The following is a 26071-nucleotide window of genomic DNA, read 5'->3' as shown; positions in this document are numbered from 1 at the left end:
AGCGCGGGCGACGCGGGGCCGGTGGCGCGGGCGGGCGGTGGCGCGCGACGAGGTCGGCCACGGTCAGCGCGTGCGGACGACCTTCCAGCCCGTGCCGCCTCACTGCGGCACCTCACCCCAGTTGATCGCCTCCACCTCGTCGGCGAGCTGACCGCGCCGCCCTTCCCGCTTGCGCTGCTCGTAGGCTTTGCCCGCAGGTGTGGGGGACTCGGCGGCGTTCTGCTTGCCGAGCGCGTGGTTCCAGCACGGCGTGCAGGTCTCCTCCGCGTGCTGCGCCGACATCAGGTCGGCGACAGGCACGCGGATCGCGCACCACGTCATCGGGCGCGTGGACCACTGCGTGATCGGGTTGGGCAGCAGGTGGTTTTTGGCCGGGGCGTGCTCGTCGTCGGGGTGCTGCATCACCAGCATCCACTGCCACCCCTGCGGGGCGGATGTGCCCAACATCAGGCCCGCCCCCTCGTCGCCGCTGCGGCGGGAGGGCTACCGGGAGGACACCCTCCCGCCGCAAGGGTCCCCACCGTCCGCCCGGTAGGTGAGGGCTGCTGGCCACATCGGGCGGCCAGCAGCGTGGGAGCGGCGGGGACGTGAGTCGGGGGACAGGAGGACGCCCCCGCCGCTTTAACTGTCGACGTGGACGAAGAGGAACCGCCCGTCGACGGCCCGCGATAGCTGCGAGTGCTCATGCAGTCATCGCGGGCGGGACCACTGCCCGCAGGTGTGACGAGCGCGCGGGCAGCGGTACCAACCACATGTCGCCGGGTTTGAGGGGAGGTGACCGGCGGCTTGTGGAGCTGGTGGGAACCAAGTGCATGGAGGTCCGCCAGGATGGCCGCGAACCGGTGTCGGCGTAGCCGTACGCGCAGCCTCCAGCGCCATACCGCAACGAACAGGCCGAGTCCCACGGGCAGGACCAACAGGACTGCGGTCTCGGGCGGTGTCGAGTTCATGTCACGCCTTCCCCAGTGAGACGTTGAGACCCCGGCCCGCGTCCGGCATGGGCAACTGTGACCTCGCGCGGGCCGGGGGCGAGGCCGCTCGCTCCGGCGCTCAGCCCCGCAAACTTAACGGTAAATCTTACCGGTAACTTTTGCTAGTACTCCGAACGGGGGACGTGTCGTCACGGTAGGTGTTGACCATCGTGGTCACCCGGATGTTGCACACTGTTCCTGGTGTCTCAGACGTCAGGAGCGAAGCAGTGGGCAAGGAGCCGTCACCAGTCCTCTACAAGGCTGAGCTTGGACGGGCAATGCGACGAGCGCGCGAAGCGGCGGGGCTCACCCGTGATGCGGTCGCAGACAAGCTTGGTTGCTCGCTCTCGAAAATCACGACGATCGAGTTGGGCAAGGTCGCAGTCCGGAGGCTGGACTTGCCGGTCTTGCTTGACCTGTACGGACTGGAAGGGCAAGAGCGCTCGGATCTGGAACACCTGGCCGAGTCCGCCCGTCAGCGCAATACGCACGCACCCTGGGCGGCGGTCATCCCCGAGCGGCTGCGGAGATTCTTCGCGACTGAAGAAACCTCGGACGTGATCACCACCTACCAGCCCGGCTTGTTGCATGGCTTGGTGCAGACCGAAAGCTATGCCCGTGCCGTGATCATCAGCAGCAATCCTTCGCTCACGCCGCTAGAGGTAGAGCAGATTGTTCAATCGCGCCTTGCTCGACAGGCGCTGCTCACCGGTGACTCGCCCCCAAAAATCACTTTGGTGATCGACGAGCACGTCCTGCGCATCCCGGTTGGCGGGCGAAAAGTGATGCGGGAACAGCTCAATCACCTTGCGGCGCAAGCGGCTGCGGGGTTGGTTCACCTTCGGGTGATTCCCACCGCAATCGGCGCGCATCCAGGGCTGGGCGTGCCACCGTTCATGCTGCTCACTCCGACGGGTAGTGACAGTCCTACCTGCTACATCGAGACGTTCGCGGATGGAATCTTCGTGGATGGTCCCGACCGGCTGTCTCAGTATCAGAATCTACTCACCGAAATGCAGCTGGTAGCACTGTCGGAGGAAGAGTCTTTGTCGCTGGTTGCTATCGTTGCCGAGCAACTGTGACCTCAAGGAGGCAGGCATGACAACTGAGGTGGTGGGGTGGCGCTGGCGAAAGAGCAGCAGGTCGAACGGCGGCGGTGGCGCCTGCGTGGAAATTGGGCTCAGTACCAATGACAACGTGAGTTCAAGGGCTGTGAGGGACTCGAAGAACCCTGACGGTGGAACCTTGATCTTCAACAGGGGCACCGCAGCTCGGTTCATCGCTAGCTTGCGGTCAGGGCAGCTGGACCGCTGAGCCGCGTCTGACGGCGACCCCGACGCTAAGAACGTCGGGGTCGCCGCACTGCCGGAGCCATCTGTACCGGATCTTTACCCGCAACGTCTCGCGGTGCTACGTCGCTGGTCATGGCTTGGTCCACATAGAGTGCTTCACTTGTCGTTGTAGTAGAGCTTGGCGGTCGGGTCGGCGGCGTGCGCGGCGCGGAAGGCGTCGGCGATGTAGCCGTCGCCGAGCTTGAGCTGCCAGAACTCCTGCCGCCGGGTGCCGTCATCGGCGAACGCCTCGTTCACCACGTCCCAGGCGATCAGCTTCCCCCGGTAGTGGCCCGCGACGGCGGCGATGTGGTCGACCATGGCCTGGTGCAGGTCGGCGGGCTCCAGGGCCTTGACCCACGCGGGGGTCTGGTTGTGCCACACGAGCGTGTGCCCGCGCACCAGCTGCCCGGCCGCCACACCGCCCGCCACGACCTGGTCGCCGGGGCCGAAGTCGAAGCTGCCCCGCGCGGGTTCGGTGGTGTCCCACTTCAGCTCGTTGCCGACGGTGAGCACGCCGGCCTCGCGCGCGCTGAGGTCCCGGTAGGCGGGGTCGGCCAGTTCGCCGACGGTCATGGCGGTGCCGAAGTACTTGCCACTGGCCGCCGCGAGGTCGCGCAGCGGCGCGGACGCCTCGGCCGCCTCGGCCGCCCCGCCGCCCGGCGCGGCCAGCGCGCTCGGGGCGCTCACCGCAGGTAGGGTGGCCAGCGCCGCCACGGCCAGGGTGCCGATCCACTTCGTCGTGCCCATCGACCACACCTCCCAGTTGCCCGCAACAGGAACTGGGAGCGCTCCCAGGAAGGGACGCTAGCAGCTCCACCAGCCCGTGGAACACCCCCGAGGGGGACTTCCGGCCGGGCAGGGCGCGCCCGCTCGCGTCGTGCACCCGCCCCACCGCCCGGTTAGCGTCGCAAGATGACACAGGCAGTCGTGGTGGGAGCCGGTCTGGCCGGGTTGAGCGCCGCACGCGCGCTCACGACCGCCGGAGTCCGCGTCACCGTCCTGGAGGCCGCCGACGCCCCCGGCGGGCGCGTGCGCACCGACGTGGTCGACGGCGTCCCCCTGGACCGGGGCTTCCAGATCCTGCTCCCCGCCTACCCCGAACTCGCGCGCCTCGACCTGGCCCGCCTCGACCTGCGCCCGTTCCGCCCAGGGGTCTTCGTCGAGGACGACGGCCGCCACGACCTCCTCGCCGACCCGCGCCAGGGCCGCCACGCGTGGCAGGGCCTGCTGGCCCAGCGCGTCCTCACCGCGCCCGACCTCGCCCGCCTCGCCGCCCTGACCGCCCGCGCCGCCCTCGCCCCCGACCTGCGCTCGCCCGACCTGACCACCCGCGACGCGCTGGCCGCGTTCTCCCCGTCCGCGCTGGAGAAGCTGTTCCGCCCCTTCCTGTCCGGCGTCTTCCTGGAGGACTGCCTGGACACCTCGTCCCGCTTCTTCCACCTGGTGTGGCGCTGCTTCGCGCTCGGCGGCGCCGCGCTGCCCACGCGCGGCGTCCAAGCCCTGCCCGACCTGCTCGCCGAGGGCCTGGACGTGCGCACCGGCCAGCGGGTCGCCGCCGTGCGCGGCCCGCGCGTGGAGCTGGAGGGCGGCGAGCGGATCGAGGCCGACGCGGTCGTCGTCGCCACCGACGGCGACACCGCCGCGCGCCTGCTGCCCGGCGTCGCCCGGCCGCGCTGGAACTCCGTCACCACCTGGTACTTCCGCCCGGACGAGCCGCCGCTGCGCGACCCGGCGCTCGTCGTGCGCGCCAACCGCGCGGTCAACTCGGCCGTCATCTCCGAGGTCGTGCCGCGCCCCGTTCCGGTGGTGCAGGTTTCAACCCCCCACCCGCTGGCCGAATCCGAGGTTCGTGCCGAACTCCGCGCGCTCTACGGCACCGCCACCGCCGGGTGGGAGGTGCTGGCCCGCTGCGAGATCCCCCAGGCCCTCCCCGCGATGCCCGCGCCGCACCCGCTGCGCCGCCCGGTCCGGGTCGGCGGCGGCTACGTCTGCGGCGACCACCGCGACACCTCGTCCATCCAGGGCGCGCTGTTCTCCGGCCGCAGGGCGGCGCGGGCCGTCCTCGCCGACCTCGGCCTGCGCGAGCGCTCGGACTGACAACCCCGAGGAGACACCACAGTGACCGACCTGTCACGCCGGAACGTGCTGCGCGGAGCCCTCGCCGCGAGCGTCGCCGCACTCGCCGCGGGCACCGCCGTCCGGGCCGCGCACGCGGCCCCCGGCGGTCCCACCGCGCTCGCGGCGGGCCGCAGCGCCCGGCCCGTCGGCCCGGCGGCCACCCACCTGTCCGTCGCCTCGAACGGCGGTCGCTGGCGCACCCGCACCGCGTCCGGCTGGGGCGACTGGCGCGCCCTGGCCTCCTGCCCGGCGGGGCACGAGAACCCGGCGAACGCGCGCGCCCTGCTGCCGCTGGGCCCCGGTGTCGTCGAGTACGAGGTCGACGTCCCGGCGAGCACCTCGGTCGCCGAGCTGAGCACCGCGGGCGCCGCCGCCCGCTCGACCGGGGAGGCCAGGATCGCCGGGCTCACCACCGGGAAGCAGTACTTCCCGCGCTCCGCCTGGGGCGCCGACGAGTCGCTGCGCTTCCGCGCGGACGGCTCGGAGTCCTTCCCCGCCGCGTACTTCCCGGTGCAGACCCTGACCGTGCACCACACCGCGCTGCCCGTCGGCGCGGACCCGGCGGCCGACGTCCGGGCGATCTACCGCGACCACGCGGTGAACCAGGACTTCGGCGACATCGGCTACCACCTGCTGATCGACCCCCTGGGCGGCGTCTACGAGGGCCGCTGGTCGGGGACCGACCAGCACCCGGTGTTCGGCGCGCCCCCGCGCGCCAAGCCCGTCGACGGCAAGCCGCGGATGTCCAACGGCGCGCACGTGGGCGGCTACAACGCGGGCAACGTCGGCGTGTGCGTCATGGGCGACTTCACCACCGAGCCGCCGAGCGCGCAGGCCGTCGACTCGCTGGTGACCGTGCTGGCCGCCCTCAGCCAGGCGTGCGGGCTGGACCCGGTGGGGCGCACGGACTACGTGAACCCGATCAGCGGGGCGACCCGGTCCGTGGACACCATCTCCGGGCACCGCGACTGGCTGGCCACGCAGTGCCCCGGCGAGCGGTTCTTCCCGGAGCTGGCCGGAATCCGCGCCGAGGTGGCGAAGCGGGTGGGCGGGCGCTGAAACCCAGGCCCCGCGCGGAATCCCCGCGCGGGGCCCTCGTCAGTACACAGTGGACTCACCGCGGGGCGCCGGTGCGCACCGGTTTGCCGTGCCCGACGCACACCAGGTCCGCCCCCACGGCCAGCAGCCTGCGGACGGACTCCTCCAGCCGGACCCGGTCGGTGTTGAACACGCCGGGCCGCAGCGGGCCGCCGACCGACGCCAGCGCGTCGCCGGTGAACAGCACGCCCAGCGCGGGCAGGTGCAGCGCGATGCTGCCGTCCGTGTGGCCGGGGATCGACAGCACCCGCGCGCCGCCGCCGAACGGCAGCACGTCCCCGTCCGCGACCTCCCCGTCCACCGGGCACGGCGGCGCGGGCGGCGGGGGAGGCGCGATCGCCTCCCACAGCGGCCGGTCCTCGTCGGTCAGCACCGGCGGCGGCGGTTCGACCTCGCCGCGCACCACGGGCGCGTCGGCGGCGTGCGCGAGCACCGGGGCGCCGGTGAGCGCGCGCAGTGCGGCGGCCGAACCGGCGTGGTCGGCGTGGTGGTGCGTGAGCACGATCCGCCGGACCGGACCGAACTCGGCGGCCCAGCGGGCGATCGGCCCGGCGTGCCCGGCGGTCCCGGTGTCGATCACGGTCACGCCGTCGTCGTCGCGGACGAGGTAGCACTGCGCCACGCCGTCCAGGCGCAACCGAAGCAGTCCGGGTAACTCCAAGGTGGCCTCCACCCACCCGACGCTAGGACCGCCCGGTCGCGGCGGGAACCCGTCCGGCTCAGGGCCGAAGCCCCGAATTCGGGTTCGCGCCGAGGGGGACCGCGACCGTGCTAGTGGGGGCCGCTGCCGTGCCGCCGGGCGCCGGGGCCGTGCCGCCGGTCCGCGTTCCCGACCACGCCTCCCACAGCGCCGCGTACCGCCCGCCCGCCGTGAGGAGCGCCGCGTGCGTGCCGCTCTCCACCACCCGACCGGCCTCCAGCACCACCACCCGGTCGGCCTCCGACGCCTGCGTCAACCGGTGCGCCACCAGCAGCCCCGTCCGCCCGTCCAGGGCCCGCGCCGCCGCGACCTCCAGCTCCCGCGCGCCCGCGCTGCCCGCCTCGGCCGTGGCCTCGTCCAGCACCGCGACGGGCGGGTCCGCCAGCACCAGCCTGGCCAGCGCGAGCTGCTGCGCCTGCGCCGCCGTCAACCGCCGCCCGCCCTCACCGACCACGGTCTCCAGCCCCTCGGGCAGCGCCCGCGCCCACCGCAGCGCGCCCACCCGCTCCAGCGCCTCCTCCACGTCCGCGGGCGACGCCCCCGGCCGCGCCAGCCGCAGGTCCTCCACCAGCGGCCCGGCGAACACGTGCACCTCCTGCGTGATCAGCGCGACCGACCGCGCCGCCCGCTCCAGCGGCGCCCCGCCGACCAGCACCGTCCCGGACGTCGGCCGGTGCACCCCGGCGATGATCTTCGCCAGCGTGGTCTTGCCCGCCCCGGACGCCCCGACCAGCGCCACCCGCTCACCGGGCCCCACCTCCAGGTCCACCCCGTGCACCACCGGGTGCCCTGCCACGTACTCGTGCCCGACCCCGGCCAACGACACGCCGGCGCCCTCCGGGCCGATCGGCGCGGTCCCGGCGTTCGCCGGACTGCCTGCGTTCACCGGACTGCCGGTGCCCGCGGGGGAAGCGGCGCCCGCCTGCGAGCCCGCGCCCGCCGTCGACTCCTGGCCCTCGTCCTCCACCCGCCCGTCCGCGACCCCCACCAGCCGCGCCAGCGACGCGGACGCGGCCTGCGCGTCGTCGGCCAGCGCGAGCGCGGCGTTGATCGGGTTGAACAGGCCGTGGAAGTACAGCGCCGCCGCCGTCGCGGCCCCGACCGTCACCGATCCGCCCTGCACCAGCCAGAACCCCACGACCAGCAGCCCGCCGAGCCCGACGAACTCGGCCAGGTTGAGCCTGCCGTAGAACCGGGTCAGCAGCCGGATGCCGCGCAGCGCCAGGGACACCGCCTCCTGCGACCGCTCCCGCACCCGCTCCTCGTGCCGCCCGGCCAGCCCGAACGCCCGCACCGTCGCCGCGCCGCCGATCGAGTCCAGCAGTTGCTGCTGCTGCGCCCCGACCGCGACCCGCTGCGCCGCGTACAGCCGCACCGCCCGCCCGCCGTACCACCGCACGGTGTGCGCCTGGACGGGCGCGGCCAGCAGCACCGGGACCAGGAACCGCCAGTCCAGCACGCCGATGCCGACCACGGTGAGCCCGATCGTCAGCGCCGACCGCGCCATCACCGGCAGCGCGCCCCGCACCCCGTCCGCGACGACCTGCACGTCCCGCGTCACCCGCGAGGTCAGATCGCCCGCGCCCGCCTCCTCGACCCGCTCCAGCGGCAGCAGCAGCGCCCGCTCCACGAACCGCTCCCGCAGCCGCGCCAGCACCTCCTCGCCGAGCCGCGCCACCAGCGTCACGCCGACCGCCGCGCACACCCCCTGCACGACGGCCACGCCCGCCAGCGCCACCACCGTCCCGGTGATCGCCTCCGGCCCGAGCCCGGCGCCGACCAGGTCGACGATCCGGCCGAGCAGGGGAGCGGTGGCCAGGCCGACCGCCGCGCCCGCGAACAGCACCGCGAACGCGGCCACCGCCAGCTTCCAGCGCGGCGCGACCAGCTCGCCGAGCGCGGCGCGCACCCGCGCGGGCGAGGCGACGGGGAGGAGCTCTCTGGTCACCGCGCACCGCCGGTCGTCGCAGGGATCACTGGTCCGGCAAGGGGGCAAGCGCGTTCCGGGCGCGCGCGGGGGATCACCCGAGCACCGCCGACCGGTAGTCCGGACGGGCCACCAGGTCCGCGTGCGCGCCCTGGGCCACCACGACCCCGGCGCTCAGGTGCACCACCCGGTCGGCGGCGGCCAGCAGCGCGGGGCTGGCGGCCACGACGACCGTCGTGCGCCCGGCCCGCACCCGCCGCACCCCGTCGGCCAGCGCCACCTCGGTCACCGCGTCCACGGCGGTCGTCGGGTCGTGCAGCACCAGCACCGGCGCAGCCGCCGCGAGCGCCCGCGCCAGCGCCACCCGCTGCCGCTGCCCGCCGGACAGCGAGCGCCCGCGCTCGGACACCGCCGTCCCCAACCCGTCCGGCAGGGCGCGGGCCACGTCGTCCACCCGCGCCGCCGCCACCGCGTCGGCCACGTGCTCGCCGCCGTCCAGCACGTTCTCCAGCACGGTCCCGCCGAACAGGTCCGCCTCGTGCGAGGCGACCAGCAGCGCGGACCGCCGGGCCGCACCGTCCACCTCGGACAGCGCGACCCCGTCCAGCAGCACCGCCCCCGACTCCGGGTCCGCCTCCCGCGCCAGCAGCGCGAGCAGCGCCGACGCCTCGGCGGGGTCGTCCGCCACCACGCCGACGAACTCCCCGGCGGACACCGAGAACGACACCCCGCGCAGCGGCCCGGACACCACGTCCACCAGCGCCACGTCCCCGCGCGTCCCCTCGGGCGCGTGCGAGCCGGGCGGCACGGCGGGCGGCGCGCCCAGCACCGCGCCGACCCGCGCGGCCGACGCCCTGGCCTGCGCCAGCAGCCCGTTGACCCAGGAGAAGACGGTCAGCGGCCACAGCAGGAACTGCGCCAGCCCGACCGCCGCGACCAGTTGCCCCACGGTGATCTCGCCGTGCGCGGCCAACCGCCCGCCGACCAGCGCCACGACCGCCAGGAACACCCCGGTGACCGCGAGCATCCAGCCGTCCAGCCACGCCCGCGAGCGCGCCGCCCGCACGGCCGCCGCCGCCGACTCCGCGCTCGTGCCCCGGTAGCGGGCCGCCGCGGCGGCCTCGGCCCCGATGCCCTTGAGCGCGCGGATCCCGGCGACGAGGTCGGCCGCGACCCCGGACGCGGCGGCGGCCCGGTCCTGCTCGGCGTCGCTGCGCCGTTCGAGGGGTTTGCCCAGCAGGTGCGCCAGGCCCAGCATCAGCGGCGCGGCCACGAGCACGAGCAGTCCGAGCGCTGTGGAAACCCGAAGCAGCGCCACCGCGCCGACGAGCAGCCCGACGACGGCGGCGATGGCGGTCGGCAGCGCGGCGTTCACCCGGCCGACGCGCTGCGCGTCGCCGGTGGCGATGCTGGCCAGCTCGCCCGACAGCCGGTCGACCCCGCCCTCCGCCAGCACCCGGCGGGCGAGCCGCACCCGCAGGTCGTGCTCCGCCCGGTGGGCGGCCAGCTCGCCCGCGCGCAGCGAGAAGCGGAAAGCGTTGGACAGCACCAGGAACACCGCGCCGAGCAGCCCGATCCACAGGGCCAGCCGCGTGCCGTCGCCGGTCGCCACGGCCTCGTCGACGATCACGCCGATCAGCAGCGGGACGGCGGCCTCGCAGGCCTGGTGCAGCGCTCCCAGGGTTCCGGCCGCGGCGACCGGCCGCCACTGCCCGGTGACCACGTCCGAGAGGACTTTTTTCACCGCAGCACCTTCCAGGGGTACGGAGAGTGAGGTTAGCCTAACCGTAAGAGAGGTCCGGATCACTCTCGTGAGGCGTTGAGGTTAGGTTAGGGTAACCAAAGTTTGATCACCCCAATGTCGCACCGATGGGACAGCCATGCCACAGTTCCCGGTCTTCGACGTCCTCGGCGTCGGCTTCGGCCCCTCCAACCTGGCCCTCGCCATCGCCGTCTCCGAGCACAACGCCACCGCGTCGCCCGGCCAGGCCGTCACCGCTCACTTCCTTGAGCGCCAGCCCGCCTTCGGGTGGCACCGGGGCATGTTGCTGGACGACGCGACGATGCAGGTCTCCTTCCTCAAGGACCTGGTCACGCTGCGGAACCCCACCAGCTCGTTCAGCTTCCTCAACTACCTGCACCAGCGCGGCAGGCTCAGCGACTTCATCAACCACAAGAACCTGTTCCCGCTGCGCGTGGAGTTCAACGACTACTTCGAGTGGTCCGCCGCGCAGCTGGCCGAGCAGGTCTCGTACCGCACCGAGGTCGTCGCCGCCGCCCCCGTGGAGCAGGACGGCGCGATCACCCACTTCGACGTCACCTCCCGCGCCGCCGACGGTGGGCTGGAGGTCCGCCGGACCCGCAACCTCGTGTTCGCCACGGGGTTGCGGGTCAACCTCCCCGAGGGCGTCGTGCCGTCCGCGCGGATCTGGCACACCCACGACTTCCTCGCCCGCGTCCCCGCCCTGGGCGACCCGAAGCGGGTCGTCGTGGTCGGTGCCGGGCAGAGCGCCGCCGAGGTCACCGCCTTCCTGCACGAGCGCTTCCCGGCCGCCGAGGTGTGCGGGGTGTTCGCCCGCTACGGCTACAGCCCCGCCGACGACTCCTCCTTCGCCAACCGGATCTTCGACCCGGCCGCCGTCGACGACTACTTCGGCGCGCCCGACGAGATCAAGCGCCGCATGATGGGCTACCACTCCAACACCAACTACGCCGTGGTCGACACCGACCTGATCGACGAGCTGTACCGCCGCGTCTACCGCGAGAAGGTCCTCGGCGAGAACCGGTTGCGGCTGCTGAACCTCTCGCACGTCACCGGCCTCGCCGAGACCCCCGACGGCGTCCGCGTCACCGTCGGGTCGCTGGCCACCGGCAGGTCCGAGGAGCTGACCGCCGACGCGGTCGTCTACGCCACCGGCTACCACGAGGCCGACCCGACGCCGCTGCTCGGCGAGCTGGCCGGGCGCTGCCTGCGCGACCCGGACGACCGGCTCAGGGTGGACCGCGACTACCGCGTCACCACGTCGGGCGACGTCGAGGCGGGCATCTACCTGCAGGGCGGCACCGAGCACAGCCACGGCATCTCCTCGGCGCTGCTGTCCAACACCGCCGTGCGGGTCGGGGAGATCCTCCGATCCGTGCTGGACCGCCGCCCCGCGGCGATCCCGTCCCAGCAGGAGTACGCGATCAGCGGCTCCAGCTCCAGCTAGACCCACCACCACACGAGGAACCTCGGGCGGGCAGCGGTGCCCGCCCGGCGGAAGGGAAGACAACCACAATGTCCGGCATCTCCAGGCTGGTGGCCGCCGTCGCCGCGGCGGCACTGGCGCTGACCGCGTGCGGGAGCGGCGGTGGCGCCGACGCGGGCGCCCCGAGCGCGACCGGCGACGCGGCGTCCGGCGCGTTCCCCGTCACCGTCGAGCACAAGTACGGCTCGACGGAGATCAAGGCCGAGCCGAAGCGCATCGTCACGCTCGGCCTGTCCGACCAGGAACCCGTGCTGGCACTGGGATCCAAGCCCGTCGGCGTCGTCGACTGGTTCAAGGAGCGCCCCTACGGCAACTGGCCGTGGACCAAGGAGCTGTGGGGCGACACCCAGCCGGAGATCGTCGGCGAGCGCGACGACGTGAGCATGGAGAAGATCGTCGCGCTCAAGCCCGACCTGATCGTCGCCGTGTACTCCGGGCTCCAGCGGGAGCACTACGACACGCTGTCCAAGATCGCGCCCGTCGTGGCGCAGCCCAAGGGCTTCGTGGACTACGGCGCGCCGTGGCAGGACCAGACCAAGCACATCGCCAAGGCGCTCGGCAAGAGCGAGAAGGCGCAGGAGCTGGTCGACGGCGTGGCCAAGCGGTTCGCCGACGCCAAGGCCGCGCACCCCGAGTGGCAGGGCAAGACCGCCGTCGTCGCCGACAGCTTCAAGCCCGGCGAGTACTCCGCGTTCGCCCCGACCGACCCGAAGGCCATCTTCGTCAAGGAGCTGGGCTTCACGCTCAAGGACGAGATCGGCACGCTCGCGGGTGAGATGAACGACGCCAAGTTCAGCGAGGAGCGGATGGACCTGCTGGAGGCCGACCGGGTCATCTGGCTGACCTCCGACCTCGCCGCGCAGGAGCGGGTCAAGGGCGTCGAGGCGTACCAGCGCCTCAAGGTCACCACCGAGAAGCGCGACCTGTTCCTGACCTACATGGACCCGCCGATCGGCGCCTCCATGTCGTTCAACACCGTGCTGAGCGTGTCCTACGGCATCGACCAGGTCGTGCCGCTGCTGGAGAAGATCGAGAACTAGTCGCAGCACCAGCCCTTCCGTCGCGGGTGGGGGCCGCCGAACGCGGCGCCCCCACCCGCGTCGTGCGCCCAGACCTGCGCGGAACCCATTGCGTGGAGGCCTTTCCCATGACGTCGCTGCCGCTCACCGGCGCCCAGTCGGGCGTCTGGCTCGCCCAGCGGATCGAGCCCGACAACCCCGTCTACAACTTCGGCTGGTACCTGGAACTGCGCGGCGAGGTCGACCTCGCCCGGCTGGAGACCGCCGTGCGCCAGGCGATCGCGGAAGCGGGCGCCCTGCACGTGCGGTTCGACGAGCACGGGCAGACCCCGGTCGAACCCAGCGCCGTCGTCACGCACCGGGAGTTCGACTCGCTCGCCGAGGCCCGCGCCTGGATGGACGCGGACCTCGCCCAGCTCGTCGACCTCGCCGCAGGCCCCCTGTTCCACCAGGCGTTCCTGCGCCTGGGGGAGCGGCGCGTGCTGTGGTACCAGCGCTACCACCACCTCGCCGTGGACGCCTACGGCGGCTTGCTGCTCGTGATGCGGGCCCGCGAGCTGTACGCCGAGCCCGGACCGCTGCGCCCCCGGCCGCTGGAAGCTTTCGTCGACGCCCAACAGGCCTACCGGGACTCCCCCGCGCACGCCGCCGACCGCGCCTACTGGCACGCCAAGACCGCCGACCTGCCCGAGCCGGTGCGGCTCGTGCCGCGCGCCGAAGGCCAGGTCCGCCGGGTCAACCGGCTGATCGCCGAACTGCCCGAGGTCAAGGGCTCCCGCCAGGTCATCGCCGCTGTCGCCGCCTACACCCACCGGGTCAGCGGCGCGCCCGAGGTCGTCCTCGGCCTGCCGGTCACCGGCCGCCGCGACCCGATCTCCCGCACCACCCCCGCCATGGTTTCCACCGTGCTGCCGCTGCGGCTGCGGGTCCGCCCGGACAACACGCTGGCAGACCTCGTCGCGCTCGCCGACACCGAGGTGCGGGAACTGCTGCCGCACAGCGCTTACCGGGGCGAGGACCTGGCCCGCGAGCTGGGCCTGCGCGACGGCATAGCCGAACTCGTCGGGCCCACCGTGAACTACCTCGGCTTCGGCGCGGAGGCTGGCTTCCCCGGCCTGGAAACCGAGTTCCGCATACTCGCCTCCGGCCCGGTCAACGACCTCACCACCTCGTTCATGCCGACGACCACCGGCACCCTGGTGATCTCCTTCGAGGCCAACGCCGCCGTGTGCGACGAGGCCGAGCTGGCCGAGCACCTGCGCCGGTTCCTGCGCGTGCTCGACGCCGACCCGGACCTGCCGATCGCCCGCGTCGACCTCACCGACCCCGAGGAGCGCGCCGCGCTGCTCGAGCTGGGGACCAGCCCGCGCGAGACCGAGGACACCACGTGGCCGGGCGCGGTCGAGCGGCAGGCCGCGCGCGTCCCGGACGCGGTCGCCGTGGTGTGCGAGGACGTCCGGCTCACCTACGCCGAGCTGAACGCCGCCGCCAACCGCAGGGCCCGCGCCCTGCGCGCGCTGGGCGTGGACCACGAGGACGTCGTCGGCGTGGTGCTGCCGCGCTCCGCCGACCTGGTCGTCACCCTGCTCGCGATCATGAAGGCGGGCGCCGCGTACCTGCCGCTCGACCCCGACCACCCGCGCGAGCGCGTCGCAGGCATGGTCGCCGACGCGGGCGCGAAGCTGGTGATCACCGAGGACCACGCCTGGGACCTGCCGGACGACGGCAGCGACCTCGGGCTGGACATCAAGCTGCACCAGGCCGCGTACGTCATCTACACCTCCGGCTCCACCGGCCGCCCCAAGGGCGTCGTCGTCACGCACGAGGGCGTCGGCAGCCTCATCGCCACCGCCGTCGACCGCCTCGGCGTCACCGAATCCAGCCGCGTCGCCCAGTTCGCGTCGGTCGGCTTCGACGTCGCGGTGTGGGACCTGTGCATGTCCCTGGGCGTCGGCGGGCGCGCGATCGTCGTGCCCTCGCACCGCCGCGTCGCGGGCCCCGAGCTGACCGACTACCTGGCCGAGCACGGCGCCACGCACATGATCCTGCCGCCGTCGCTGGTGGCCGCGCTGCCCGCCGAGTGCGAGCTGCCGGAGGGCGCGGTCCTGGTGGTGGGCACCGAGACCGTGCCGTCCGAGCTGATCGCCCGCTGGGCGCGCCGGATGGGCGTGGTCGCCGCCTACGGCCTCACCGAGGCCACCGTGAACTCGACGCTGTGGCCCGCGCAGCCGGACTGGACCGGGCCGGTGCCGATCGGCGTGCCCGACCCCAACACCCGCTGCTACGTCCTGGACTCCGCGCTGCGACCGGTCCCGGTCGGCGTGGAGGGCGAGCTGTACGTCGGCGGTCGCGGCCTGGCGCGCGGCTACCACGGGCAGCACGCGCTCACCGCCGCCCGCTTCGTCGCCGATCCCTTCGGCGAGGCCGGTTCCCGCATGTACCGCACCGGTGACCGGGTCCGCTGGCGCGCCGACGGCAGCCTGGACTTCCTGGGCCGCGCGGACGGGCAGGTGAAGATCCGGGGCTTCCGGGTCGAGCCCGGCGAGGTCGAGAGCGTGCTCATGGCCCAGCCCGGCGTCGCGCAGGCGGCGGTGCGGGTGCGCCGCGACCACCGGGGCGTCAAGCGCCTGGTCGCCTACCTCACCGGTAGCGCCGAACCCGCGGAGCTGCGCGAGCGGGCCGCCGCGCTGCTGCCCGAGCACATGGTCCCCTCGGTCGTGGTGCCGATGTCCGGCCCCCTCCCGTTGACCCCCAACGGGAAGCTGGACGACAAGGCGCTGCCGGACCCGGACTGGACCGCGCTGGGCGGCGACGCCCCCGCCACCACCCCGGCCGAGCACGTCCTGGTCGACGCGTTCACCGCCGTGCTGGGCCTCAAGCCCGGCGTGCACGACAACTTCTTCGAGCTGGGCGGCGACAGCATCGTCGCCATGCAGGTCGTCTCCCGCGCCCGCGCCGCCGGACTGGTGATCACCCCGGCGCAGGTGTTCGAGCACCGCACCCCGGCGAACCTGGCCGCCGCCTCCCGCCCCGTCGGCGCGCGGGCCGACGCGGACGTGGAGCTGCTGCCCGCCGACCTGGTCGCGCAGTTCCCCGGCGACCACGAGGTGCTGCCCGCCTCCCCGCTCCAGCAGGGCTTCTACTTCCACTCCCGCTTCGACGCGGACGACTCCTACCTGGTGCAGGAGGTCCTGTCGCTGGGCCGCGCGGTGCGGCGCGCCGACGTGCAGGGCCTGCTGGACCGGCACCCCGCGCTGCGCGCCGGGTTCGGCCAGGGCGCGCGCGGCGAGGTCGTGCAGCTCGTGCCGCCGCACGCCGAGCTGCCCTGGCACGAGTACCCGGCGGACGCCGACCTGGAGCGGGTGCTGGCCGCGGAACGGGCGGGCGGCTTCGACCTGGAGCACCCGCCGCTGCTGCGCGCCGCCGCCGTCGGCGACAAGCTCGTCCTGACGCTGCACCACATCCTGGTCGACGGCTGGTCGGTCGGCCTGCTGCGCCGCGAGCTGGACGGCGGCCGGGTCGGCGCGCCCGACCACCTCGCCTACCACCGCTGGCTCGCCACCCGCGACACCGACGCCGCCCGCGCCGCCTGGCGCGCGGCGCTGTCCGATGTGGACGAACCGACCCGCGTCGTCCCCGACCCCTCGCCCCGGCACGGGCAGCACAGCGCGTTCCTGACCGCCGAGGCCACCGCCGCGCTCACCGCCGCCGCCCGCAGGCTCGGCCTGACCACCGGCTCCGTGCTGCACGGCGCCTGGGGCCTGCTGGTCGGCGGCCGAACCGGCAGGCGGGACGTGGTGTTCGGCAGCACCGTCGCCGGGCGCCCCGCCGAGGTCGAGGGCATCGAGTCCGCCGTGGGCCTGTTCATCAACACCGTGCCGGTGCGGCAGCGCTGGTCGCCCGCCGACACCCTCGCCCAGGTCCTCACCCGCTTCCAGGACGAGCAGGCCGCGCTGCTGGACCACCAGCACCTCGGCCTCGCCGAGATCCAGCGGGCGGCCGGTCAGGGCGAGCTGTTCGACACGCTCGTCGTGGTCGAGAACTTCCCCGACGTGGTCACCGACGTCGAGGTCCGCGACCGCGTCCACTACCCGCTCGCCCTGATCGCGATCCCCGGCGAGCGGCTGGAGCTGCGGATCAAGCACCGGGTGCCCGACGCCGAGGCCGCCGCGCTCGCCGACCGCCTGGTGCGGCTGCTGGAGGCCTTCGCCGCCGACCCGCACCGGCCGGTGGCCCGCGTCCCCCTCGTCACGCCCGGCGAGGCCGAGTGGCTGGCCGCGCAGACCGGGCAGGCCGTGGCCGTGCCGGAGGACACCCTGGTCGACCGCATCGCCGCGCGCGTCGCCCAGACCCCGGACGCGGTGGCCGTCGTCTTCGAGGGCGCCACCCTCACCTACGCCGAGCTCGACCGCCGCTCGGCCGCCGTCGCGCGCGGGCTGCGCGAGCGCGGCGCGGGGAAGGTCGTGGCCGTCGCGATCCCGCGCTCGGCGGAGCTGGTCGTGGCGCTGCTGGGCGTGCTGCGCTCCGGGGCCGCGTACCTGCCGCTGGACCTGGACTACCCGGCCGACCGGGTCGAGTTCATGCTCGCCGACTCGGGCGCGGACGTCGTGCTGCGCCAGGAGGACTGCCTCGGTGAGAACTGCCAGGGGGAGGACCGCCAGGGGGAGGACCGCGGCGCCGACCTGCCCGCCCCCGCCCCCGACGACCCGGCGTACCTGATCTACACCTCCGGCTCCACCGGACGGCCCAAGGGCGTCGTCGTCGCGCACCGCGCCATCGTCAACCGGCTGGCCTGGATGCAGGACCACTACGGGCTGGCCGCCGACGACCGGGTGCTGCAGAAGACCCCGTCCAGCTTCGACGTGTCGGTGTGGGAGTTCTTCTGGCCGCTGTGCGAGGGCGCGGCGGTCGTGCTCGCCCGCCCGGACGGCCACCGCGACCCCGCCCACCTCGTGGACCTGGTGCGGGAGCAGGGGATCACCACGCTGCACTTCGTGCCGTCGATGCTCGCCGCGTTCCTCGGCGTGCCCGAGGTCGCCGACGACCCGGCGTGGGCGCGCAGCCTGCGCCGGGCGTTCAGCAGCGGCGAGGCGCTGACCGGGGACGTCGCGGGCCGCTGGCGCGCGCTCACCGGCGTGCCGCTGCACAACCTGTACGGGCCGACCGAGGCCGCCGTCGACGTCACCTGGTACCCGTTCCGGGGCGAGGCGGACCTGGCCGTGCCGATCGGCTTCCCGGTGTGGAACACCGGTCTGCACGTGCTGGACCCGCTGCTGCGCCAGGTCCCGGCCGGGGTGCCGGGGGAGCTCTACCTGTCCGGCGCGCAGCTCGCGCTCGGCTACCACGGCCGGTTCGCGCTGACCGCGGAGCGGTTCGTCGCCTCCCCGTTCGGCGAGCCGGGGCAGCGGATGTACCGCACCGGCGACCTCGTCGTGCGCCGCCCGGACGGCGCGCTGGTGTACCTGGGCCGCACCGACCGGCAGGTCAAGGTGCGCGGCAACCGCGTCGAGCCGGGCGAGGTGGAGGCCGCGCTCGCCGCGCTGCCCGGCGTCGCCCGCGCCGCCGTCATCGCGCGGGACAACCAGCTCCTGGGCTACGTCACGCCCGCGACCGCCGACGTGACCGCGCTGCGCGACGCGCTGTCCCGCGCCCTGCCCGCCGCCATGACCCCGCACGCCCTGGTCGCGCTGGACGACTTCCCGCTGTCCCCCAGCGGGAAGCTCGACCAGAACGCCCTGCCCGACCCCGCGCGGACCGCCGCCCAGCCGGGGGACGACCGGCCAGGCAGGGCCGCCGCGACGGAGCGGGAGGAGTTGCTGTGCGGGATCGTCGCCGACGTCCTCGGCCTGCCCGCCGTCGGCCCCGACGACGACTTCTTCGCGCTGGGCGGGGACAGCATCACGTCCATCGCCGTCTCCACCCGCGCCCGCCGCGCCGGGGTGGGGGTCAGCCCGCGCGACGTCTTCGCGCACCGCACGGTCGCCGCCCTTGCCGCGCTGGAGGACGTCGTCGACGCGCGCGCCGACGACCGCCCGCTGCTGGAGCTGACCGACGCCCAGCGCGCCGCGCTGCCCCCGCACGAGGACGCCTGGCCGCTGTCCCCGCTGCAGGAAGGGCTGTTCTTCCACTCCAGCTACGACACCGGCGCGCTCGACGTCTACCTGTCCCAGGAGGTCATGGACTTCACCGGCCGGGTCGACGCCGACCGGCTGCGCGCGGCGGGCAGGCTCCTGCTGCGCCGCAACCCCAGCCTGCGCGCGGGCTTCACCAGCGACGGCGTGCCGCAGCCGGTGCAGTTCATCGCGCCGGACCTGGAGATCCCGCTGCGCGTCGCGGAGATCGGCGGGACCGGGGCGGCCGGGGACGCCGAGGTCGATCAGCTGCTGGCCGCCGACCGGCGCGAGCGGTTCGACCTCGCCGCGCCGCCGCTGGCCCGGTTCCTGCTGCTGCGCCTGCCGGACGGCCGCGACCGGCTCGTCATCACCCACCACCTGGTGCTGTGGGACGGCTGGTCGGCCTGGCTGTTCCTGGAGCAGCTGCTGGAGCTGCTCCGCGACCCGGACGCGGACCTGGTCGAACCGGGCTCGTACCGGGACTACCTGGCGTGGCTGGCCCGCCAGGACCACGACGCGGCGCTCGGCGCGTGGCGCACCGCCCTGTCGGGCCTGGCCGAGCCGACCCTCGTCGCGCCGGTGGACCGCACCCGCGAACCGGTCATCCCCGCCGAGCTGCACGCCGACCTGCCGCAGGAGCTGACCGACCGGCTGCGCGCCCTGTCCCGCGCCCACGGCGTCACCGCGAACGCCGTGCACAACACCGCGTGGGCGCTCGTGCTGGCCGCCCAGGTCGGCCGGGACGACGTGGTGTTCGGCACCGCCGTCGCCGGGCGCCCCGTGGAGGTGGACGGGGTCGAGAGCACCATCGGCATGTTCCTCAACACCATCCCCACCCGCGTCGCCGTCGACCCGCGCGAGAGCGTGCTGGACCTGCTGGTCCGGGTGCAGGCCGAGCGCACCGCGCTGATGTCCTACGAGCACGTGGGCCTGGGCGAGATCCAACGGGAGGCCGGGCACCGGCAGCTGTTCGACACCCTGTTCGTGCTGCGCACCGGCGACGGCGACGACCGCTCCGCCGCGCTGGCCGCCCGGCACGGCGTCACCGGTGTGTCCAACGTGGACGGAACGCACTTCCCGCTCACCCTGATCATCACGCCCGGCCGCACCACGCGGGTCACCCTGGCCTCGCGCCCCGACCTGGTCGACGCCGACCACGCGCGGGCCCTGCTCGACCGCTACACCACCGCGCTGGAGCGCCTGGTCACCCGGCCGGACGCGCTGCTGGGCGCGATCGACGTGCTGCCCGACGCCGAGCGCGCCGCGCTCGCCGCCGAGTGGGGCGCCAGCGCCAACCCGGTGCCCGACCGCACCATCGCCGACCTGCTCGCCGAGCAGGCCGAGCGCACGCCCGACGAGACCGCGCTGGTGTTCGGCGACCTGCGGCTGACCTACGCGGACCTGCAAGCCCGCGTGGACCGACTGGCGTCCGTGCTCGTCGCGCGGGGCGCCGGGCCGGAGCGGGTGGTCGCGCTCGCCCTGCCGCGCGGCGTGGACGTGGTCGTGGCGCTGTTCGCGGTGCTGCGCACCGGGGCCGCGTACCTGCCGCTCGACCTGGACCACCCGGCCGACCGGCTGCGCCTGATGATCGCCGACACCGACCCGCTGTGCGTGCTGTCCACCGCGTCGGTCGGCCTGGTGGACGACGCGCTGCTCGTCGAGGACCTGCCGGACGCGCCGGAAGTCGTGGACTGGCCCCGGTTCTCGCTCGACCACCCGGCGTACGTCATCTACACCTCCGGCTCCACCGGAAGGCCCAAGGGCGTCGTCACCCCGTACCGGGGCCTGACGAACATGCAGCTCAACCACCAGCGCGCGATCTTCGCCCCGGCCATCGCCTCGGCGGGCGGCAGGCGGCTGCGGGTGGCCCACACCGTGTCGTTCGCCTTCGACATGTCGTGGGAGGAGCTGCTGTGGCTGGTGGAGGGCCACGAGGTGCACGTGTGCGACGAGGAGCTGCGCCGCGACGCCGCCGCGCTGGTCGCCTACTGCGACGAGCACCGGATCGACGTGGTCAACGTGACCCCGACCTACGCGCAGCTGCTCATCGAGGAGGGCCTGCTGGCCGGGCACGTCCCGCCGCTGGTGCTGCTCGGCGGCGAGGCGGTGCCGGACTCGGTGTGGCAGCGCCTGCGCGACACCCCCGGCACCTCCGGCTACAACCTGTACGGCCCCACCGAGTACACGATCAACACCCTCGGTGCGTCCACGGAGGACAGCGCGACCTCCACCGTGGGCCGGGCGATCTGGAACACCCGCGCCTACGTGCTCGACGCCCGCCTGCGGCCCGCGCCGCCCGGCGCGCCCGGTGAGCTGTACATCGCGGGCATCGGCCTGGCGCGCGGCTACCACGACCGGTTCGGCCTCACCGCGTCCCGCTTCGTCGCCGACCCGTTCGGCGAGCCCGGCGAGCGCATGTACCGCACCGGCGACCTGGTCCGCGCCCGCCCCGACGGGAACCTGGACTTCCTCGGCCGCACCGACGACCAGGTCAAGATCCGGGGCTACCGGGTCGAGCTGGGCGAGGTCACCTCGGCGCTCGCCGCGCTCCCCGGCGTCACGCACGCCGCCGTGGTCGTGGACGCCGGACCGGGCGGGGTGAAGCGGCTCATCGGCTACGTCGTGTCCGAAGCGGACACCGCGCGGCTGCGCGAGTCGCTCAAGTCCGGCCTGCCCGACTACATGGTGCCCGCCGCCGTCATGGCCGTGGACGCGCTGCCGCTGACCGTCAACGGCAAGCTCGACACCCGCGCCCTGCCCAAGCCCGTCGTCACCGGCGGGGCCGCCTCCCGCGAGCCGGCGAACGAGCCGGAGCGCGTGCTGCGCGAGCTGTTCGCCGACCTGCTCGGCGTGCCCGAGGCGGGCGTGGAGGACGGCTTCTTCGACCTCGGCGGGCACTCGCTGCTGGCCACCAGGCTGGTCAGCCGGGCCCGCACCGCGCTCGGCGTCGAGCTGTCGATCCGCGACCTGTTCGACGCCCCCACCCCCGCCCTGCTCGCCGCCCGCGCGAGCGGCGGCGCCCCGGCCAGGCCACCGCTGCGCCCCGCGCGCTGGCCGGACGGGCGGCCCGACGAGCTGCCGCTCTCCCACGCGCAGCAGCGGCTCTGGCTCATCCAGCAGATGGAGGGCACCTCCGCCGCGTACAACTTCCCGCTGGTCTTCCGGCTGCGCGGCGAGCTGGACGTGGCCGCGCTGCGCGGCGCGTTCCGGCTGCTCACCGACCGGCACGAGGCGCTGCGCACGGTCTTCGGCGAGCGCGACGGCGTGCCGTTCCAGCGGGTGCTGACCGACGTCGACCCGGTCTTCCGCAGCGTGGAGGCCACCGGGGCGCAGGCCGCCGACCTGGTCCGCGCCGAGGTGGGCAGGCCGTTCGACCTGGAGCGCGAACTGCCGATGCGGGTCACGGTCGCGCGCCTGGCCCAGGACGAGCACCTCGTCGTCGTGCTGCTGCACCACATCACCACCGACGAGTGGTCGGACCGGCCGTTCCTGCGCGACCTCGCCGAGTGCTACCGGGCGCTGCGCGCGGGAGAGGAGCCCGACCTGCCCGCGTTCCCCGTGCAGTACGCGGACTACGCGCTGTGGCAGCGGGAACTCCTGGGCGTCGTCGGCGACGAGCAGCTCGCGCACTGGGAGCGCGCGCTCGCCGGGCTGCCCGAGGAGCTGGAGCTCCCGGTCGACCGGCCCCGGCCCGCGCGCCCGACGTTCCGGGGCGCTGACCTGGAGGTGGAGTTCCCGGCCGAGGTGGTCGCCGGGGTGCGCGGGATCGCCCAGGAGACCGGGGCCAGCGCGTTCATGGTCCTGCAGGCCGCCGTGGCCGCGCTGCTCGGCGCGCTCGGCGCGGGCGAGGACATCCCGCTCGGCGCGCCGATCGCCGGGCGCACCGACGAGGCGCTCGACGACCTGGTCGGGTTCTTCGTCAACACGCTGGTGCTGCGCGCGGACCTGACCGGCGACCCGAGCTTCACCGAGCTGGTCGGCCGGGTGCGGGAGACCTCGCTGGCCGCGTTCTCGCACCAGGACGTGCCGTTCGAGGCCGTGGTCGACCGGGTCAACCCGGTCCGCTCGGCCGCGCGCAACCCGCTGTTCCAGGTCATGGTGGGCTACCACAACCGGGGCGCCGAGGAGTTCGCGCTCGACGGGCTGGCCGTCGAGTGGCAGGCGCACGAGACCGGGACCGCCAAGTTCGACCTGGTGTTCAGCTTCACCGACCGGGCGGGCGGCCCGATCGGCTGCCGCGTCGAGTACGCCACCGACCTGTTCGACGCGGCCACCGCGCAGCGGCTCGCCCAGCGGCTGACCCGGCTGCTCGCGACCGTCGTCGCCGACCCCGGCGCGCCGGTCGGCGCGGTCGACCTGCTCGCCGACGACGAGCGGCAGCTGGTGCTGCGCGAGTTCAACGACACCGCGCGGGACGTGCCGGAGCTGACGTTCACCGAGCTGTTCGCCCGGGTCGTGGCGCGCAGGCCGGACGAGGTCGCGGTGGTCGACCGGGCCCGCTCGGAGAGCTACGCCCGGCTCGACGCCCGCTCCAACCGGATCGCCCGGCTGCTGGCGGCGCGGGGCGTGCGGCGCGAGTCGGTGGTGGGCGTGGCCGTGCCGAAGTCGGTGGAGATGGTCGCGACCGTGCTGGCGGTGCTCAAGCTCGGGGCCGCCTACCTGCCGCTGGAGCTGTCGAACCCGGCGGACCGGATCGCCTACGTGGTCGAGGACTCCGGGGCCGAGCTGGTGGTGGCGACCAGCGAGGTGGTGGTGCCCGGCGCGGTGCCCAGGCTGGACCTGGACGCGGTCGCCGACGAGCTGGCGGCGGCCGACGAGTCCACTGTGGACTGCGGTCCCGCCTCGCTCGACTCGGCCATGTACGTCATCTACACCTCCGGCTCCACCGGGCGGCCGAAGGGCGTGGTGGTCCCGCACGAGGGCATCGCCAGCCTCGCGGCCACCGCGATCGACCGGATGGGCCTGACCGAGGACAGCCGGGTGCTCCAGTTCGCCTCGGTCGGCTTCGACGTCGCGGTGTTCGAGCTGACCATGGCGCTGTGCGTCGGCGGCAGGCTCGTGCTCGCGCCCGACGAGGTGCGCGTCGCCGGTCCCGCGCTCACGGACTTCCTGCGGGACCGGCGGATCACGCACATGGTGCTGCCGCCGTCCCTGGTGTCCGCGCTGCCCGCCGACTGCGAGCTGCCCGACGGCTCGACGATCCTGGTGGGCACCGAGACCGTGCCGCCGGACCTGATCGGCCGCTGGGCCGGTCGGCTGAACCTGCTCGCCGCGTACGGGCTCACCGAGGCCACGGTGAACTCCACGCTGTGGCGCGCCGTTCCCGGTTGGGGTGGCGCGGTGCCGATCGGCGTGCCCGACCCGAACACCACCGTCCACGTGCTCGATTCCCGGCTGCGGCCGGTGCCACCCGGCGTGGTGGGGGAGCTGTACGTGTCCGGGCGCGGCCTGGCGCGCGGCTACCTCGGCCGCCCCGACCTGACCGCGTCCCGGTTCGTGGCCTCGCCGTTCGGCCCGCCCGGCGCGCGGATGTACCGGACCGGCGACCGGGCGCGGTGGCGCGCGGACGGGAACGTGGACTTCCTCGGCCGGGTCGACACCCAGGTCAAGATCCGCGGCTTCCGGGTCGAGCTGGGCGAGGTGGAGGCGGTGCTCGCGGGCGCCGAGGGCGTCGCCCAGTCCGCCGTGGTGGCCGACCGCGAGGGTGAGATCACCAGGCTGGTCGGGTACGTCGTCCCGGTTTCCGGCGAGGTCGAGCTCGACCCGTCCGGGCTGCGGTCGCGCGTCGCGGAACGCCTGCCGGAGCACATGGTCCCGGCCGCCGTCGTGGTCCTGCCCGGCCCGCTCCCGCTGACCCCCAACGGGAAGCTGGACCGGCGCGCGCTGCCGCGCCCGGACTGGTCGGCCCTCGCGGGCGACGACCGGCCGAGCACGCCGGAGCAGAAGGCGGTGGCGGAGCTGTTCGCCGAGGTGCTGGGCGTCTCGCCGGGCGCGCACGACAGCTTCTTCGAGCTGGGCGGGCACTCGATGGCGTCCATGCGGCTGGTCGGGCGCATCCGCGCGGTGTTCGGGGTCGATCTGGCGCTGCGGGACGTGTTCGACTCGCCGACCGTGGCCGGGCTCGCGGGCAGGCTCAGCGGCGCGGTGTCCGAGCGGCCGAGGCTGCGGCGGATCGAGCGGCCGGTGGAGCTGCCGATGTCGGCGGTGCAGCGGGCGAGGTGGGCCACCCGAGGCGGGTGGGACCACGCGCTGGCGCTGCGCGGGACCTTCGACGCGGGCGCGCTCGCCGCGGCGTGGGGGGACGTGGTCGCCAGGCACGAGCCGCTGCGGGTGGTGCTGGACGGCCGGGTGCAGCGCCCGGCGCCCGCGCCCGAGCTGGAAACCGTTGTGGTGCGGGAACTCGACGCGGCGCTGTCGGGGTTCGCCCGCGAGGAGGTCGACCTGCTGGCCGGACCGCCCGCGCGCGCCCGGCTGGTGGTGGCGGGGGAGCGGCAGGCGCTGCTGCTGACCATGCACTACCTGGCCGTGGACGAGTGGTCGGTGGTCCCGCTGGTCCGGGATCTCGTCAGCGCTTACCGGGCAAGGGTTTCCGGCTCCGCGCCGACGTGGTCGGAGCTGCCGGTCGGGTACGCGGACTACGCGCTGTGGTCGGCCGAGGTCGCGGAGGTGGTGGGGGAGCGGCAGCGGGCGTTCTGGCGCGACGCGCTCCGCGACCTGCCCAGGCTCGAACTCCCCTACGCGGGAACGGCTCCCGGCCCGCGCTACGCGGCCGACGTGGTGCCGTTCGAGCTGCCCGCCTCGCTGCACGAGGCGATCGGCGCGGTGGCGTCGGCGACCGGGACGAGCCTGTTCATGGTGGTGCAGGCGGCGCTGGCGGTGGCGCTGTCCGAGCACGGCGCGGACGTGCCGATCGGCGCGCTGGTCGCCGGGCGGACCGAGGAGGCGCTGGCCGACGTGGTCGGGTCGTTCTTCACACCCGTGGTGCTGCGCACCGACGTGGCCGGGTCGCCGACCTGGGCCGAGCTGCTGGCGCGGGTGCGGGAGGCGGACCTGGCGGCGTTCGACCACGCCGACGTGCTGCCCGGCGCGGACCCGCAGGTCGTGGTCGTGCACCACGAGCGGGCGGCGCTCGGCGGCGAGCTGGGCGAGCTGGTCGCGGTGCCGACCGGGAGCACGACGGCGGAGCTGACGCTCAGCTTCTACGAACCCAGGGGCGGCGGAGCCGTGCCCTGCTACCTGGTGTACGCGGTGGACCTGTTCGAGCGGGCCACGGTGGAGCGGTGGGCCGAGCGGTTGCGCGCCGAGCTGGACGCGCTGGTCGGCGACCTTGACGGGAGGATCGACGCATGAGCAATCCGTTCGACGACGCCGAGGGCGTCTTCCACGTGCTGGTGAACGCGGAGGGGCAGCACTCGCTGTGGCCCGCGTTCGCGGAGGTGCCCGCGGGCTGGGACCCGGTGTTCGGGCCCGGCGGGCGCGAGGCGTGCGTGGCGTACGTGGAGGAGAACTGGACCGACCTGCGGCCGGTGAGCCTGCGGTGAGG

The 26071-nt window shown here is 74.4% G+C and carries 13 protein-coding genes; 8 read left to right on the top strand and 5 right to left on the bottom strand.

Going from position 1 to position 26071, the window contains the following annotated elements; all coding sequences use genetic code 11:
* Nucleotides 1-99 precede the first annotated feature (99 nt).
* Entirely contained in the window at nt 100-447 is a 348-nt protein-coding gene (locus CNX65_RS24985; RefSeq protein WP_157767839.1) for a hypothetical protein, read from the bottom strand.
* A gap of 682 nt (nt 448-1129) precedes the next feature.
* Between CNX65_RS24985 and CNX65_RS24980 the strand changes: the two genes are divergently transcribed.
* The gene (locus tag CNX65_RS24980; RefSeq protein WP_096495948.1) at nt 1130-2053 is read left to right on the top strand and encodes a helix-turn-helix domain-containing protein; all 924 of its coding nucleotides are present in this window, start codon (nt 1130-1132) and stop codon (nt 2051-2053) included.
* Between the two features lie 16 nt (nt 2054-2069).
* A complete protein-coding gene (locus tag CNX65_RS24975) occupies nt 2070-2285 on the top strand; it encodes a DUF397 domain-containing protein (protein ID WP_096495947.1) in 216 nt (71 codons plus the stop codon).
* Nucleotides 2286-2419: 134 nt separating this feature from the next.
* Here CNX65_RS24975 and CNX65_RS24970 read toward each other — a convergent pair whose 3' ends face one another.
* Nucleotides 2420-3052, bottom strand: coding sequence for an endo-1,4-beta-xylanase (locus CNX65_RS24970; protein ID WP_232519999.1), 633 nt, complete (start codon nt 3050-3052; stop codon nt 2420-2422).
* A 165-nt stretch (nt 3053-3217) separates the two neighbouring features.
* On the opposite strand from CNX65_RS24970, the gene CNX65_RS24965 reads away from it, so the two are divergent.
* Together CNX65_RS24965 and CNX65_RS24960 are read left to right on the top strand one after the other, a co-directional pair.
* Nucleotides 3218-4402 carry an NAD(P)/FAD-dependent oxidoreductase gene (locus CNX65_RS24965; protein ID WP_096495946.1) on the top strand — a complete coding sequence of 395 codons (1185 nt, stop codon included), beginning with the start codon at nt 3218-3220 and terminating at the stop codon, nt 4400-4402.
* A gap of 21 nt (nt 4403-4423) precedes the next feature.
* Nucleotides 4424-5482, top strand: a complete 1059-nt coding sequence (locus tag CNX65_RS24960) for a peptidoglycan recognition protein family protein (RefSeq protein ID WP_096495945.1) — start codon at nt 4424-4426, stop codon at nt 5480-5482.
* A 55-nt stretch (nt 5483-5537) separates the two neighbouring features.
* Here CNX65_RS24960 and CNX65_RS24955 read toward each other — a convergent pair whose 3' ends face one another.
* The 3 genes from CNX65_RS24955 to CNX65_RS24945 form a co-directional block, all read right to left on the bottom strand.
* The gene (locus CNX65_RS24955; RefSeq protein WP_232519998.1) at nt 5538-6194 is read right to left on the bottom strand and encodes an MBL fold metallo-hydrolase; all 657 of its coding nucleotides are present in this window, start codon (nt 6192-6194) and stop codon (nt 5538-5540) included.
* A 46-nt stretch (nt 6195-6240) separates the two neighbouring features.
* A complete protein-coding gene (locus CNX65_RS24950) occupies nt 6241-8169 on the bottom strand; it encodes an ABC transporter ATP-binding protein (RefSeq protein ID WP_096495943.1) in 1929 nt (642 codons plus the stop codon).
* Between the two features lie 73 nt (nt 8170-8242).
* On the bottom strand, nt 8243-9892 hold the full coding sequence (locus CNX65_RS24945; protein ID WP_096495942.1) for an ABC transporter transmembrane domain-containing protein: 1650 nt from the start codon (nt 9890-9892) through the stop codon (nt 8243-8245).
* 136 nt (nt 9893-10028) lie between these two features.
* Here CNX65_RS24945 and CNX65_RS24940 point away from each other — a divergent pair, with 136 nt between their 5' ends.
* The 4 genes from CNX65_RS24940 (at nt 10029) to CNX65_RS24925 (ending at nt 26069) form a co-directional block, all read left to right on the top strand.
* Complete coding sequence (locus CNX65_RS24940) at nt 10029-11357, top strand: lysine N(6)-hydroxylase/L-ornithine N(5)-oxygenase family protein (protein WP_096495941.1); 1329 nt, start codon at nt 10029-10031, stop codon at nt 11355-11357.
* 68 nt (nt 11358-11425) lie between these two features.
* Nucleotides 11426-12436 carry an iron-siderophore ABC transporter substrate-binding protein gene (locus tag CNX65_RS24935; protein ID WP_096495940.1) on the top strand — a complete coding sequence of 337 codons (1011 nt, stop codon included), beginning with the start codon at nt 11426-11428 and terminating at the stop codon, nt 12434-12436.
* A gap of 107 nt (nt 12437-12543) precedes the next feature.
* Nucleotides 12544-25878 carry a non-ribosomal peptide synthetase gene (locus CNX65_RS24930; RefSeq protein ID WP_096495939.1) on the top strand — a complete coding sequence of 4445 codons (13335 nt, stop codon included), beginning with the start codon at nt 12544-12546 and terminating at the stop codon, nt 25876-25878.
* Nucleotides 25875-26069 carry an MbtH family protein gene (locus tag CNX65_RS24925; protein WP_096495938.1) on the top strand — a complete coding sequence of 65 codons (195 nt, stop codon included), beginning with the start codon at nt 25875-25877 and terminating at the stop codon, nt 26067-26069. Before CNX65_RS24930 ends, CNX65_RS24925 begins: the two co-directional genes overlap by 4 nt.
* Nucleotides 26070-26071: the final 2 nt, after the last annotated feature.

Origin of the sequence: Actinosynnema pretiosum, assembly GCF_002354875.1 — a bacterium.
Lineage (GTDB): Bacteria > Actinomycetota > Actinomycetes > Mycobacteriales > Pseudonocardiaceae > Actinosynnema > Actinosynnema auranticum.
Note: the sequence above shows the minus strand (reverse complement) of the source record. Positions and strands in the feature narration are given on the sequence as shown.